The organism is Dorea phocaeensis, assembly GCF_900240315.1.
Classification (GTDB): domain Bacteria; phylum Bacillota; class Clostridia; order Lachnospirales; family Lachnospiraceae; genus Dorea_B; species Dorea_B phocaeensis.
Map to the genome: position 1 here is coordinate 493,115 of NZ_OEPZ01000002.1, position 14,870 is coordinate 507,984.

A 14,870-nucleotide genomic window follows, 5' to 3' on the forward strand; every position below is an offset into this window, starting at 1 on the left:
TCTCTTTTCCTGTTTTGATATTTATTTGACATTTATTCACAAAAACATAAAAAACAATCATCGAATCATCATAGAAAAACATAAAAAGTTCTTTCTTTTATCTATGTCTTTTCCCCATAATAAACAAGATAATTGACGTATACATATGCCCATATGTAAATAAATACTAAAAAGGAGAAAGACATGAAAAGAAACCCAAAGAAATTGCTGACCTGGCTTCTTCTTTGCAGTTTGCTCTTGGGCAACCTCTCTTTTCTGCCTGCTCAGGCAAAAGAAAAAGAGGACAAAGCTGTTCATCTTGACGCTTCCGAATACGGCGTCGATCCAACTGGAGAAAAAGATAGTACAGAAGCCGTCCAAAAGGCACTGGCAGCTGCCAAAAAGGAAGAAGGAAAGGGCCAGAAGGTAGTACTGGAATTCCCGCGGGGCGAATACCAGATTTACAAGGACAAAGCAGAAGTCCGCAACTACCACACCTCCAACACCAACAGTTTGGAGCACCCGCAAAAGACGATCGGAATTCTGATTGAAGAGCATAAGAACCTGACCATTGACGGAAATGGTTCCCTCTTCATGATGCACGGCAACATGATGGCACTTGCCGTTGTCAAATCCGAGAATATTAAGTTGAAAAATTTTTCCTGGGACTTTGAAGTACCAACCGTTTCCGAGATGACCATTACCAATATGGGATCCGAAAATGGTTCGGACTACACCGATTTCTACATCCCAGACTGTTTCCCGTATATCATTGAGGGAAATTCTATTAAATGGACCAGTGAAAAGAGTCCTTACACCGACCAGTATTACTGGACAGAGTCTAACATTCACCGTTCCTATGCCGTTGTTGCACATTCTCCAGGGGAAGAGATGACACGCAACTACTGGACCGACGGCAGGGGAAATCCATTTAGCAATGTTCGTTCTATTACCCAGCTTCCAGACGGCGTTGTCCGCATCAGTTACGCTGGAGCAAGACCGGACATGCAGACACTTGGTATGGTCTTTGAACTTGCCAGCAGTGCAGTACGTGAAACGGCAGGCGCATTTACCTGGGAGAGTAAAAATGTCGATGCCGAAGGGCTGAACGTACACTTTATGCACGGTTTCGGATGGCTGATTCAGATGAGTACCGATGTCTCTTATCGAAACTGTAACTTTATGCCAAGGAAAAACTCCGGCCACATCACCGTAAGCTACGCTGATATCATCCATGCTTCCGGAGCTGCCGGAAAGATCACTATCGAGGGATGTAATTTCTCTAATTCCCACGATGACCCGATCAACCTGCACGGAACGTTCACCAGAGTCGAACGACGCAAAGATGACCATACACTGGTACTGAAATACATCCACCAGCAGCAAGGCGGATTCCCGCAATATCACGAAGGTGACAAGGTAGCATTCTTCACCCGTGATTTCCTGCAGCCGCCAACCGGACAGTCCGACGAGGAAAACCTCTATACCGTAGAAAAAGTTCTCTCCGAACCTACGGATACAGACGGACGAACCATGGAAATCAAATTCAAAGAGGCTCTGCCGGAAGACTTGGCAGACCAGATTGGATGGGAACCAAAATACGTTGCCGAAAACGTTACCTATGCCCCATCTGTATACATCAAAAATAATACATTCAAAAATGTTCCAACTCGTGGAATCTTATGTACTACAAGAAATAAAGTTGTAATCGAAGGAAACAAATTCCTTAACATGTCCATGGCAACCATTTTCTTATCCAACGACTCCAATGAGTGGTATGAATCCGGTCCAATCCGCGACATGACGATTCGGAACAACGAGTTCTATATTAAGAGTATTGGAAGAACAGCCTGGGACTATGCGCCGGCAGTCTATGTACACCCGGTTACCAAAGGCGGACGACTTCCAGGTGAAGACACTCCAATCCACAAGAATATTACCATTGACGGAAATACCTTCCATATGGATGTGGATACGGTTGTTTACGCAGAAAGCGTAGAAAATCTCACCTTTACCAACAACAAAATCCTGCGTACCAACCCGGATATTTCCATCGAACTTTCATCCGGTTCCGACTCCGGGCAGATGAAAGTCGGCGAAACACTTGCACTTACGACCACGAAAGACGGTGATAAGCACGAACGTGAGCAGGACAATGCCTTTGAATTTACAAGCTGCAAGAATGTTACCTTAAAAGGCAACACCTACGATGATGGATTGAAAAAATATGCCGTACTTCACAACATGAGTACCGATAACATTCATAATGAAGATACCGATATCCAAGTGATTGAAAATGACCGCAGACAACCGGTAAGCGATCCTGTATCCACAGTATATTATGCAAGCAGCGCACCGGAGATTATTTCTGTTGATCACTCCGGAGTCCTGACCGCTAACAAGAGCGGAACGGCAGACATTTATGCATACTACATCTGGGATGGCACCATCGTCAAATCCAATGTTCTGACACTGACTGCCGACGGAGAAGGTTCCGTACCAGACAGTATCAAGATTCAGGAGCCACAGACTAACGTATTGAACAGACTGACGGAAACTTTGGATCTGAACACAGATGCCGATTCTTCCGGAAGTGTTCGCTGGTCTGTCCTTGATTTCCAAAGTGGAAACCCAAGTGATATTGCAACAATCGACGAAAACGGTGTTATGACACCAAAACAAAACGGAATCGTATGGGTTCGTGCATCTGCCGGAACCAAATATGATCAGATTCCGATCATTGTATCTCTGCCTGAGGTTGCAGGTATTGCTCCTGGATTTACCATGTACAATCCAGACCCATCACACTACACACTTGGCAAGGATTCTCTGAATATCACCATGCAGAAAGGTGACTTATACCAAAGCGACAACAGCGTAAAGAACCTACTGTTGTACAGAGGCTCTTTCGACCGCAACAATGTCTGCACAACCGTGAAGGTTGACAACCTTCCAATCAATGAAGGCGGCCAGTGGGATACCGCAAGCTTCTTATTATTTAACAACGCGGACAACTACATTTCCGTAGGTAAAAAATCCCACAAAGCAGGGATTGCTTCCGTAGAAGAACGAAACGGAACTGCTTCCGAATACGATGGAGACGCCGCACAAAACGCAGTTTCCAGCGCATACCTCGGATTTATGAAACAAAACGATACCTTAACACTCGCTTACAAGACCGACGGTGAGTGGCAGACAGTAAAAACCTTCGATGACGCTTCCTTCCTCGGATCATGGTTCAGCATTGGATTTGCCGCATGGCACACCAACGACCGTGGCAAAGATGTGACCTTCTCCGACTTTAAGATCGGAACCTCTGACCAGGGATTCGACGCTGTCTCTGCCGGAACCGCGCTTTCCATCGGCGAATTTACCAATACGGCTCCGACTGTTTCTGACTTGAAATTTGATGGAAACGATCATAAAGTGGGCGAAGAGGTATCCGTAGACTATACATTTGCGGATGCTGACTATAACAGAGAGGGAGCAACACTCTATCAGTGGTCTTACGAAGAAGACAAAGCTACCAAAGAGATCGTCACTACCCAAAAGAAATTCCGTCCTACCACGGCAGGAACACTCACCTGTACCGTTTATCCGGTTGATGAACATGGTACTCCAGGAAAAGAGCCAAAAAGTGTCTCAACCGAAATCGGAAAAGGTACTTTGGACTTAAGTCTCGATCTCCTTCAGGCGAACGGGGTCAACCTTCTCAAAGACGGCAAACAGGATTATGAACTTCTGATCCCTGCCGATCTTGCCAAAGTAACCCTTGACTATCGCGCACTGATGTCTGGCGAAGGAAAGACAAAAGTTTCTCTGAACAAAGATGAGGTATCCAAAGCTAACGCAGATTCCCTCATTCTGGATGTTGCAGATAAGGATGTCATTACCCTCACAAGAAGCGGCGATTCCGCAGAGGATATCACCTATACCATCACGGTAAAAACAGTAGAAAGCAACCTTACGCAGATCCAGAAAATCGAAATGCCAGAAGCTGGTCTTTCCGTTGACACCTTCGATCAGAACGGTTACACGACAGCAACCAAAGCTGCAGGTTCGTCCTTACTGATCACAGCGGACAAGAACCTGATCGGTCACGTCGAAGTAAAATGCGGCGCTTATAGAAAAGATGTCCCGCTAACCGAAACGGAAACCGGATATCAGGCTTCTGTCTCCTTTGAAGACGGACTGAACAATTACTATGTACAGGTATATGGAAAAGACGGCATTACTATGACACAGCACATTTTAAATGTCATCTACTTGTCAGACTTTGTGCCGGACAAACCAGAAGTCTTCTTTACCCAGACAATCAAGGAAACCGAACACGGAACGATTACCTCCAGCATTGACGGTGAAGAAATTCCATATGGCGCTTCTGTTACTTACACATTTGCAGCGGACGAGGGCTATCACCTGGAAAAAGCTATGGTAAACGGCAGAGAGGTGACCGTAAAAGAGGATGGCACTTATACTATCGACTCCGTATTAAAGGATCTTACCATCGAGGCTGTATTCGCTAAAGATAAGACGCCTGAACCTGAATCTTTCACTCAGACGATCAAGAAGAGCGAACACGGAACGATTACTTCCAGCATTGACGGTGACAAAATCCCAGCTGGTTCTTCTGTCACCTATACATTCACACCGGATAAAGGCTATCATGTAGAAAAAGCTATGGTAAACGGCAAAGATGCGACCTTAAAAGAAGATGGTACTTATACCATTGAATCCGTATCAAAAGATCTTACTATCGAAGCCGTATTCGCCAAAGATAAGACGCCTGAGCCTGAGAAACCAGGAAAGCCAAAACCGGAGCAGCCAGGAACTCCGAACAAGCCTGGCAAACCTAATAAACCAGCCGGCCAGAGCAAACCAGGTTCTTCCAGCTCTGAGAATACTGCAGCAAAAACCGGAGATCCTTCTCCTGTTGTACCGTTCATATGTCTTTTGGGACTGAGCGCAGCTGCAGCTGGCATGGCTTACTACCGGAAAAAGCAAAAATAGATTTTTTCAAAAACAAACGTATAATGAAAAAAACCGGCGGGGCGCTCTTTATAAGAAGCGCCCCGCCGAAGTTCTTCATACGGATACAAATATATTCATCTTCTATGCTTTTTTATTTGTTCTGTCTAGATACGATTTCCCGCGTCGTATCCTTCGCGCATATTGCGATAGCCATTCTTCGTTCTGTTGGCATCTCCAACCACAACCACTTCACAATCGCAATCTGCAAGTTCGGCTTCCAAAGGATTATAACTTCTTACACCCATAGCATTTACTACCATGTCTACGTGTTTAAATTCCACTGCTTCTCCGTCTTTCTCCGCATAAACAGCTCCCTCTTCCACCTTCATCAGCTTGGTTCCGCTAACGATGCCCGTGCCATCGCAACATAATCTGCTTTTCCATCACGCAGCAACGCTTCTGACATATGGATATGGCCAAACCAGAAGAGCAGGCAGCTGTTGCATGTTTCCTCGCCTCCGATGACGCATCCTACATGAGCGGTGAAACCATTTTCAATGTTGGTGGATGGGGAATCTTCTAAAAATTAATATACTGCAAACAATTGTAAACAAAGGAAGGTATTAGCTATGAAGCGCACAAAACAAGAATGGAAAGAAATTAATGACCGCATCATGTATGGGCTTCGCCCAACACAGTTCCCTGTAGCGATAAAATTTATTAAAACTCAGGAAGAATTTGATGCGATCCCAGACATCTGCTACTGTGAGAACAAAGCTTCTGTATGTAAGTTAATCAGTATGGCTGCCTATTTCCAGGAAACTTTCGGTCTTACAAGAGATCATTTTTCAGGCCCATACTGTGCTATCAACAACGGGTGTATGGCAATTGATCAGGATTACCTTGACGGAAGTATCCTCTACCGCAAACCACCCCCATGGCACCATGAGCAGGAAGACGCAAAGAAACACATTGCCGAAAATGTAAAACTCCTTCCAGAGACCCCTTACGAAGGTATTGTATGTTCTTCTCTGTCCAACTGTGATATCGAAGAGGCCGATGTAATCTCTCTGCAGCTTCCTACTCAGGCAGCATTCCATCTGCTCGCTGGATACGTAGAAAATGATTACGAAAAACTCTATTTCCCATTCAGTGGTGAATCCAACTGTGCAGACACCTGGATGTACACCATGAAAACAGGAAAACCGGGTGTCTCTTTAGGCTGTCGCGGCGATCGTGCAACCGGAGCCCTTCAGTTCGGAGAAGTTCGCGTAACGATGACAATCGATGCATTATTGAAAGCATTAGACGGTATGGAAACTGTGGAGAAAAACGGCATCGGATATCCGTATAATCCAGTTTGTTTATACAAAAACCAGTTCTAATGCACAAAACTATTAACACTCCTTCTATATTAATATAGGAAGAAAGGCGATGACCGCAGAAATCCATTCTGCCAGTCATCGCCTTTTTGAATATTACTAAAGTCCCAGACACACCTTTACCTGTTCGATTTCCATTCCGAGGATCTCCGCAACCTCGGCCACACTCTGCAATTTGTCATACAGCCTTCGCACAGAGGCTTTCTCCTTCTCTGCCCATCTTGTTTTCTGATCTTCTAACTGCTGAGTCTTCTCCTCTAGCTCTGTTTTCTGATCTTCTAACCGCTGTGTTATCACCTCCAGCTCCGCCTTTTTCTCATTCAGCTGTTGCGTCTTTTCGCCTAGCTCCGCCTTTTTCGCCTCCAACTCTGCCTTTTTCTCATTCAGCTGTTGGTTTCTCTCGCCCAGCTCCACCTTTTTCGCCTCCAACTCCGCCTTCTTCTCGTTCAGCTGTTGCGTCTTTTCTCCCAGTTCAGCTTTCCTCTCACTCAATTGCTGCTTCTTCTCTTCCAATTCCTCCTTCTTCTTGCTCAGCTCCACCTTCTTCTCTTCCAACTCCGCCTTCTTCTCATTCAGCTGTTGGTTTCTCTCTCCTAGCTCCGCCTTCTTCGCCTCCAACTCTTCCTTCTTCTCACTTAGCTCCGCTTTCTTCTTCCCCAGCTCTGTCTTCTTCTCTTCCAACTCCGCCTTTTTCTCGTTCAGCTGTTGGTTTCTCTCTCCTAGCTCTGCCTTCTTCTCTTCCAACTCTGTCTTCTTCTTTTCCAATTCCTCCTTCTTCTTGCTCAGCTCCACCTTTTTCGCCTCCAGCTCAGTCTTCTTTTCTTCCAGCTCTTCCTTTTTCTCCCCTAGCTCCGCTCTCTTTTGTTCAATTTCTTCCTGCATCTCGTCAATCATCAACTGTGTCGTATTCCGATCCAACTCCAACAATTCTTCTGAAAACATCCGCATCACCTCTTCTACATTACAGCATTGTTGATACGCAGTTTCATACATCGGTCTGAATTGCGGAAATTCCTTAATCAACTCTAGAATCTTTTCCGGATCATCCACACTCAAAAATGTTAACCACGCATCTTGTTCCGCTTTTATTTTACTTGTATTTTGTGGGAATTTTGACCGATTGTCAAGCGCTTTGCGAAAGATGTCCAAAGGAATAAAAAGATATTTCTGAAGAAGATCAAGCTCTAGGTCTGTATTGGATTTCTGCTCGAAATAATGAAGATAATCATTGGGAAAACGATGAAAAATTCTGGGACTTTTCTCAAATAGCACAAGCGTATAGACGCCTTTGATATCTTTATACGTGAAGTTCTTTCTCCTGCTGCTTCGGACACGCTTATATTGACGAAGCAGCAGATCTGCGGAGTAACAAGCGCTTCGTTCTCCGGGAAACAGATAACCGATTTTCTGAATTTCTAAATTCACAATCCCGCCGTCCTCCAGCTGCACCACCATATCCATCGTAAGCAGCGAACTTTCATCTGCAATTCGGGATCCGTCCAGCGGAAGCACCTCTAATATCTTCACCCTCGTCCCAAGAAATAATGACAAAAATGCTTCTAGACGCTCCGGCGTCGCATCCGGATCAAAAATCTCTTTGAAAAATCCATCATACAGGAACTTGATTCCCCTAACTCCGGTACAAAAGTCCAGAAATTCCTCTCTTTGTTCCTCCGTCCAGGATTGAAATTCCTCATCCATCGTCCGATTTTCCCTAATCTTCAAAAGAATCGCCTCCCGATCCTGAATCATGGGAAAATGCTGCTGTAGTTTTGTTTGCATAAACGCACCCTCCTTATCTGCTTACTTAAAATTGTCTTTTCATTACGGGATAATTTTCGATTCTGAATTTCCGAAATGAGATGCCTTACGGCCTGTAGAATAACTGCAGAATGAGATTTCTGCTGAATGTGAAATAAAGTATAGCAAAAAAGTACCTTAAATGCAATCCTGAACTTCCCGAAAGAAGAAAAACAGAATTTTCTGAAAGGAGAAAGCACCGCCCAAGCGGCTAGACCAACTAAAAAGAGACCGGAACTCCCTTGCAGATGATTCCCATCCCTAAGGTTTTCCCGGTCTCTTCTTACTTTTTCATCCTGCCAAGCCTCTTATGAAGCCCAGCAGCCTATTGTGCTCGCTTTCGCTTTCTCGCACACTTCATGCCTTTTGGCACGTTTTATACGCTTACGCGTTTTTCTTGCGGCGGATCATCACTGCGATGACACCTGCTGCTCCGAATGCTAACAATACCAGCGGAACGATTGGAGATACGTCTCCCGTCTTTGCTACGCCTGGTTTGCCAGCCTGGCCGCTCTGTCCACTCTGGCTTCCAGCCTGTCCGCCCTGTCCGGATCCTGTACTTCCTCCTGGTCCCGGAGTCGGTGTTACCGGCTTCAGAGCAGTCATTGCTGCATTCAATTCATCTAAGGCCTTCTGAATCTCGTCTTCTGTTGCCTTGTCATTTCCATAAACCGCTTTTGCACTATTCAATGCATTCTGAAGTTTCTCATAGCTGTCCTTGGTGTAACCATTTGGACCAATGTTCTCCGCCTTTGCAATTGCCTCACCCAGCTCATCGCGAAGTGATGGTGCATTCTGTACGCTGATTGCAATCTCTGCAGATTTTCCGCCATAGGTTACGGTTACCTTGCTCATATCCTCGGTAAGCTTGGTGTCAAGAGACGGCTCAAATGTAAAGTCGTTCTTGGTATCCTCACCGTATGCTACTTCAACAGTTGACAAATCGCTGTTTGCAAGCATCAGTACCAGACCTGTCGGATCAAAGGTCTCGCCTACTTTGTAGGTTGTCTTTGCCGGTCCTGTCTTAACGGAAATAGTCTCCAATACAACAGGTGCTTTCTCGATCTCGAAGTTCAGTCTTAACTCTCCAGAATAGTTGGAAATACCAGTTACAACAGCTGTTGCTGTTCCAAAGTCAGTATTGTTCTCATAAGCTACCTTGTAGTCAACACCATAACGAAGCTTCTCGCCTGTCTCCTTGTTGGTCAGAACAAGCTGTTCTGGCTTCAGGATAACCGGGTTCTCAGCATTCACATATGGAACTACCTGCTTCTCAATCGGAGCTGCTTCTATCTTCGCGCCATCTGCGATATCTGTTGTCTGTTTTACCGTTCTAAGACGAAGCTCAGCAACCGCCATGTGCTCATCCGCTCCACTATCTGCAACGGTATGAACTCCTGTCAGACGCACATATTTCGCATGGATTGGTTCATTAAATTCTGCCAGCATCCAGCCTACTTCATCAGTATTCCAGTTGCCTTTGGAAATCTCTGTCCAATCGGTTCCATTGGTACTATACTCTACCAGATATTCAGATACACGTCCATTTCCTCCATTTTTTACTCTTGGATAGTAACGAAGTGCATCTAAGGTTACCGCTTCTACATCCTCGTCTGCCACGGACAGTGTAATCCGACGATGCTCAAGCTTTGCCCCTTCTTTCTTGTCATAGTTTGTATGCCAATGGGTATTCGCTTCTTTATCTTTTACAAGTTCTGCCGGTCCTTCCGTTCCCTGGCCTGCTAAAGCATTTGCACTTGCTGCTTCTACTCCCATCTTATCGATCGGATAATCTCTGGCATCATCAGCCGGTGCTAATTCTCCATCCTGATCCAGATTGATCACGAATTTATTTCTCGTCATATGATCTTCGGACTCGATAATCAGCACTTTCCGGTTATCTACCACCGGAAGCTCTGTAACTGCCGCATTTTCAAATGTCTCGTAGGTTACATCTGCAATAATTGCCGGTGTATTGTAAGTTCCAGCTTCCAAAGCGGATTCTGGTACTTCTTCTCCATTGACACTTAACTTCGCAAGCTTCGCGCTCTTGTATACCGGGTAATCACCCTGAGCCAGTTTCAATTCAATCTCGGTAATTCCGGTACATGGCTTCTTACCGCCACCAAGCTGAACGTCTTTATTCTGAATCTTAAACTTAATTGCAGTTACCTCAATCGGCTGATCCAGCTTGTATGTATATGGTGTTACATAATCTTTCTCGGTACCGATAACCTCTTTTGCCTCTACCTTCCTCCAGCCTGGATCTTCAAATCCTGCTGCACTGTTATCGGCAATATAGATCTCTGTCGTACCGGCATCCGGGAATACGATATCGGTATTATTTCTTGCGAAATGAATGGTAATCTCACCGATTCTCTGAGCGGTATCATAGCCCATAACAATCTGTGCATCTTTGTCACCATTCTTGGACGCTGTCCAGTTAGTCCATGCAGTCGGATTGGCTCCTCCGCTACCGTTTTCTCCCATCGCTGTCTGACCATCGTTCACCGCTTTTAATGTATCAGACTGCTGCTCTTTTGGAATATCCTGTTCCAGCCTTGCAGCCTTGTCAGAAACACTTGCTCCTATGGTAACCTTTTCTTTCTGTGCACGAACAGAAGCTGTCACCTGAATCTCCTGCCCCAATACGTTAGCCTTTCCATTTACAGCAACGATTCCTTCTTTTGCAAAGGCATCTTTCTCTGGAGCTTCCCATTCTACCGGGAAGGCTGCGTCAAGCACTTCTCCATTTGCCAGTACCGCCGGACGTGTCTCCGGAAGATCCGGTTTCGTTCCCGTTGGAATCGTTACGGAGTAGTTGAGAAGACCGCCGATCTGATCGATCATGGTTACATTGACGGATACTTTATGCTTTCCGTCTACCACACCATTGACAACGAAGGATCCGGCTGCTCCGATCTGCTCCTGGCTGATCGCATTCCATACAACCTCCTTATTCTCTGCACTTCCATCTACATAACGAACTTCGATCTGTTTTGGAAGTTCCGGCACATTACCAACCTTTACATAATAGTGCTTGGACATGAACAGACTATCTGCCTGCTTCTGCACCTCTCCGCCTTCACCAGCTGGAGTCGTCGTAATATTCACCGTTGAACTTTCCAGGCCTTTGGCTGTTGCTGTTACCTTAATATTTCCTGCCTGCTTGGTAGACTGTACGATTGCCAGCACCTTGCCGCTAAATGCAGTCTTGTTATCTGCTTTATAAGGATCGTGGTCTGGAGAATTTCCATTGTCCACACCTACTAACACACCGTCTCCTTCTACCTTGAAGGTTACGCGGTCCTTTGCATCCGGCACGATGTTACCTTCTGCATCTGTCACATCTACGGTAATGTAGGACAGATCTTTGCCATCCGCTTTGATTTCCTGACGATCTGCTACTGCCGCAAGCTTTGCTTCCCCGCCTGTTGTCTTCACGGAAGAACGTCCGCAGGTATCGCTAATCACCTGACCGCCTTCATCGTAGGCTACCGCCTCGATGGTTCCATCTGCATATGGAACGTTCCAGGTCAGATACAGGTTCTTATGTTCTGTCCGATCCTTGTCTGCTCCTTCATAAATCTGATAGGTATATCCAAGATCTGTCGTCTTTTTAGTAAACTCTTTTCTTTCTCCAATTTTCTGACGTTCCCCGCCATCTGCCGGTGTAAAGTAGAGCTCTACTGCCGCCGCATCGGAATATACCACTACCGGTACCTTTCCATTTCTATCTTTTGCTACCACGTCTTCGTTCCATGCCGGAAGTACGTGTAAGGTGTGTTTGGAATCGTTCCACTGACTCTGATACAGATAGTAGGAATCCTTCGGGAATCCCGCCGTATCGATAATACCAAAGTAACTGTTCTTCGGTGACGGCCAGTTTCCTACAGCCCCTGATCCAGTTCCATTCCAGTGAGTCGGCTCTCCGATATAGTCAAAGCCTGTCCATACATACTCACCTGCTACGAAGTCATTGATAATGGTAGTATACCATGCATCGCTGGCAAGCTTGCCCCAGCCAACTGCTGATCCATCATACGAAGTCAACTGTTTATCAGCAGTCTGCCCTGTATCGGTGGTTCGATTGTAGATCCCACGGCTGTTAACAGAAGAGGCCGTCTCAGATCCATAGATCTTCCAATCTGGGTGTGCCCTATGACCATTCTTAAGCTGATCATCATCGGCATAGTTATATCCAACCACACCGCCTGCTGCATTTAACTGAGTTGCAATATCAATCTCTGTTGAATTATTGCCTTTCAACTTGTTCCCGCCAAAGGTTAACAGCTTGCTGGTTCCAGTTCCATTTGCCCACTTAATCAGATCAGAAGCCGCTTTAGAATATCCTTCTGCTCCTCCGCTGATTCCTTCAATTACCTCGTTTCCAAGGGACCACATAATGATGGACGGTGCATTCTCGCCACGTTTAATCATTGCTTCCAGATCAAACTGTGCCCATGTCATGCCGTCTTTCTTTCCAAGGATCTTGTTGCCCTCTTCAATGCCAGTCCTGAACCACTTCGCATAATCCTGACTATTGCTATTCTTTTGCTTGATCCATCCGTCAAAGGCTTCCTCGATCAGGATCATACCCTTCTCGTTACATACCTCGATCAGCGCAGAAGCTGCCGGATTGTGAGTCACTCGAATGGAGTTACATCCCATCTCCTGAAGGATCTCTACCTGACGCTCGATGGCGCGGCGGTTTGCAACCGCTCCAAGCGCTCCCTGATCATGGTGCATACATACACCCTTCAGCTTCATGTTCTGTCCATTCAAAGAGAATCCATTGTTTGCATCAAAGTTAAAGTAACGGAATCCATACTCGGTATCGTAGGTATCTACTACCTGCTCTCCGGATTTCACTTCCGTTCTTACGATGTACAGTGCCGGATTGGTGTTGCTCCATAATTCCGGATTCTGTGCTGTTAACTCTGCATTCACCTCAGCTGTCTTTCCTGCCTCTACAGATACTGGATCTGTGGTAACCGTTCCGATAGCTGTCTCAGACGCATCGCCTTTTTTGAATACCTTGTGTGTCAGCGTAACTTCTGCTGCTTTATCGCCTGCATTGGCTACGCTTGTTTTAATGTTGGTCTTAACCGCTGCCTGGTTTGTTGCCAGTTCCGGTGTCTCGATCTTCGTTCCATAAAGATCTACATGAACCTTGTCAGTCACGGTAAGGTTTACACTTCTGTAAATACCACTTCCAGAGTACCAACGGCTGGAAGGTGTCTTGTGATCCACCTTGACTGCGATCACATTTTCCTCGCCAAACTTTAACGCCTCTGTGATGTCATAAGAAAATGGGGTATATCCATAAGGATGCGTTCCCATCTGCTTGCCGTTCACCCATACGGTGGAGTTCATATAGACTCCATCAAAGTCAATCCGGACCACTTTGTCTTTCGCGTCCTCCGGAAGAGTGAACTTCTTACGGTACCATCCAGTTCCTCCCGGAAGATATCCGCTCTCCGCCTCACCCTGTGTAGTAAAGGCCTGCTCAATGCTGTAATCGTGCGGAAGGTTTACATTTCTCCATTTGGAGTCATCAAAGGATGCTCCCTCTGCATTTCCCGCATCTCCGTAGTAGAACTTCCAGTTTGCATCGAAGTTCTGCGTGCGCTCGCCAGTGTCCCCATAGGTATTCAGATAGACAGCTTCCTTATCAGAAACCATCTGCGTCTGCGTCTGAGTCCGAACCCCAATCTGGTCTCCCGCTGCCTGGACATCAACCATAGTGCCGACTCCAGACATTAACAATGCTGCTGTCATTACGGCCGCACCCACACGAGAACGGTTCTTGTTGTGTAACTTAATCACATCTTTTCCTCCTTTTCCCCATTGGTATGCACGTATTGTCACATTCCCCAACGTATTTTTACTATTGCATCATACAAATTCCGCCTTCATAAAGACATAGAATATCCTACCTACTTTGGTAAAAATTCTATTCATTAAAAAAACGGGCATACAGAACCGAATTTCCGCACGCCCGTTTTCTCCCCTATTTACATAAGAAGGAAGGTTTATTTTGCCTCTAACTTTTTCCAGTTGATATATCCATATGTAGAATTTACAAGGTATGCGCTCCACATCAGCAGCATCGTAATGTTGTTGCTGTCCTGTGTAAGCATCGCTGTTAACCACAATACAATCGAAATCAAGTTGGTAAAGATCCACATAATCCAGCTTTCCGTGTATCTCATAACCTGAAGATACATTGCGATAATGGATACGATGGTAGAGCAGGAATCGATAAGCGCAAGATTTCCACCCATGAATTTTAACAGCTGCCAATATACCAGAATTACTACAACTGCAACCACGAAAGTCATCACTCTTTGTTTGGAAGACATGTGTCTTGTCTCTACATCTTTACTTACGTCTCCAGTCTGTGCACTTTCTGCTTTCTTCTTCGCCAGCTTTGTCCAGGTAATAAAACCAATCACGTTCATCGGCACATAGTAGAGAAGGTTCATCATAACCTCGCCATACAGCTTATTCTGGAACGCAACATATGCATATGCTGTTACATACACCATTCCGAATACATAGTTGGATACTCTTCCTTTTGCACAGAGCACGACGGAGATCACGCCCGTCACTGCTGAAAGCGTTCCGATCGGCGTATCCTTCCAGATAAAACTCAGCACGATCATCAATGCCGTTGCAACAATCATTAATCCTTTCTCAAATTTTGTCCAGTCTGCAAAAAATTTTTTCATCCTC

Annotated in this window: 7 protein-coding genes; 3 read left to right on the forward strand and 4 right to left on the reverse strand. The window is 45.6% G+C overall.

All coding sequences use genetic code 11. The annotated features are described in order from the left end of the window. Positions 1 to 183 precede the first annotated feature (183 nt). Positions 184 to 4,989 (forward strand): right-handed parallel beta-helix repeat-containing protein, encoded by a 4,806-nt coding sequence (locus tag C0979_RS06430; RefSeq protein WP_101695195.1) that lies wholly within the window; start codon positions 184 to 186, stop codon positions 4,987 to 4,989. Positions 4,990 to 5,114: 125 nt separating this feature from the next. Here C0979_RS06430 and C0979_RS06435 read toward each other — a convergent pair whose 3' ends face one another. Continuing rightward, positions 5,115 to 5,339 carry a hypothetical protein gene (locus C0979_RS06435; RefSeq protein ID WP_101695196.1) on the reverse strand — a complete coding sequence of 75 codons (225 nt, stop codon included), beginning with the start codon at positions 5,337 to 5,339 and terminating at the stop codon, positions 5,115 to 5,117. An 83-nt stretch (positions 5,340 to 5,422) separates the two neighbouring features. Between C0979_RS06435 and C0979_RS12430 the strand changes: the two genes are divergently transcribed. Then, positions 5,423 to 5,533, forward strand: coding sequence for an SDR family oxidoreductase (locus C0979_RS12430; protein WP_242962658.1), 111 nt, complete (start codon positions 5,423 to 5,425; stop codon positions 5,531 to 5,533). Positions 5,534 to 5,579: 46 nt separating this feature from the next. After that, entirely contained in the window at positions 5,580 to 6,335 is a 756-nt protein-coding gene (locus tag C0979_RS06440) for a DUF169 domain-containing protein (RefSeq protein WP_101695197.1), read from the forward strand. 96 nt (positions 6,336 to 6,431) lie between these two features. On the opposite strand, the gene C0979_RS12240 is transcribed toward C0979_RS06440, so the two are convergent. The 3 genes from C0979_RS12240 to pnuC all read right to left on the reverse strand — a co-directional run bounded on the left by C0979_RS12240 (position 6,432) and on the right by pnuC (position 14,866). Further along, the gene (locus tag C0979_RS12240) at positions 6,432 to 8,114 is read right to left on the reverse strand and encodes a PD-(D/E)XK nuclease family transposase (RefSeq protein ID WP_306346032.1); all 1,683 of its coding nucleotides are present in this window, start codon (positions 8,112 to 8,114) and stop codon (positions 6,432 to 6,434) included. Positions 8,115 to 8,516: 402 nt separating this feature from the next. Then, positions 8,517 to 13,913, reverse strand: coding sequence for a glycoside hydrolase family 2 TIM barrel-domain containing protein (locus tag C0979_RS06450; protein ID WP_408608326.1), 5,397 nt, complete (start codon positions 13,911 to 13,913; stop codon positions 8,517 to 8,519). Positions 13,914 to 14,167: 254 nt separating this feature from the next. Next, complete coding sequence (gene pnuC, locus C0979_RS06455) at positions 14,168 to 14,866, reverse strand: nicotinamide riboside transporter PnuC (protein ID WP_101695199.1); 699 nt, start codon at positions 14,864 to 14,866, stop codon at positions 14,168 to 14,170. Positions 14,867 to 14,870: the final 4 nt, after the last annotated feature.

Excerpts from the sequence above, each read along its gene's own strand:
- C0979_RS06430 (WP_101695195.1), top strand. The coding sequence starts at position 184 with ATGAAAAGAAACCCAAAGAAATTGCTGACCTGGCTTCTTCTTTGCAGT.
- C0979_RS06435 (WP_101695196.1), bottom strand. The coding sequence starts at position 5,339 with ATGAAGGTGGAAGAGGGAGCTGTTTATGCGGAGAAAGACGGAGAAGCA.
- C0979_RS12430 (WP_242962658.1), top strand. The coding sequence starts at position 5,423 with ATGGCCAAACCAGAAGAGCAGGCAGCTGTTGCATGTTTCCTCGCCTCC.
- C0979_RS06440 (WP_101695197.1), top strand. The coding sequence starts at position 5,580 with ATGAAGCGCACAAAACAAGAATGGAAAGAAATTAATGACCGCATCATG.
- C0979_RS12240 (WP_306346032.1), bottom strand. The coding sequence starts at position 8,114 with ATGCAAACAAAACTACAGCAGCATTTTCCCATGATTCAGGATCGGGAG.
- C0979_RS06450 (WP_408608326.1), bottom strand. The coding sequence starts at position 13,913 with ATGACAGCAGCATTGTTAATGTCTGGAGTCGGCACTATGGTTGATGTC.
- pnuC (WP_101695199.1), bottom strand. The coding sequence starts at position 14,866 with ATGAAAAAATTTTTTGCAGACTGGACAAAATTTGAGAAAGGATTAATG.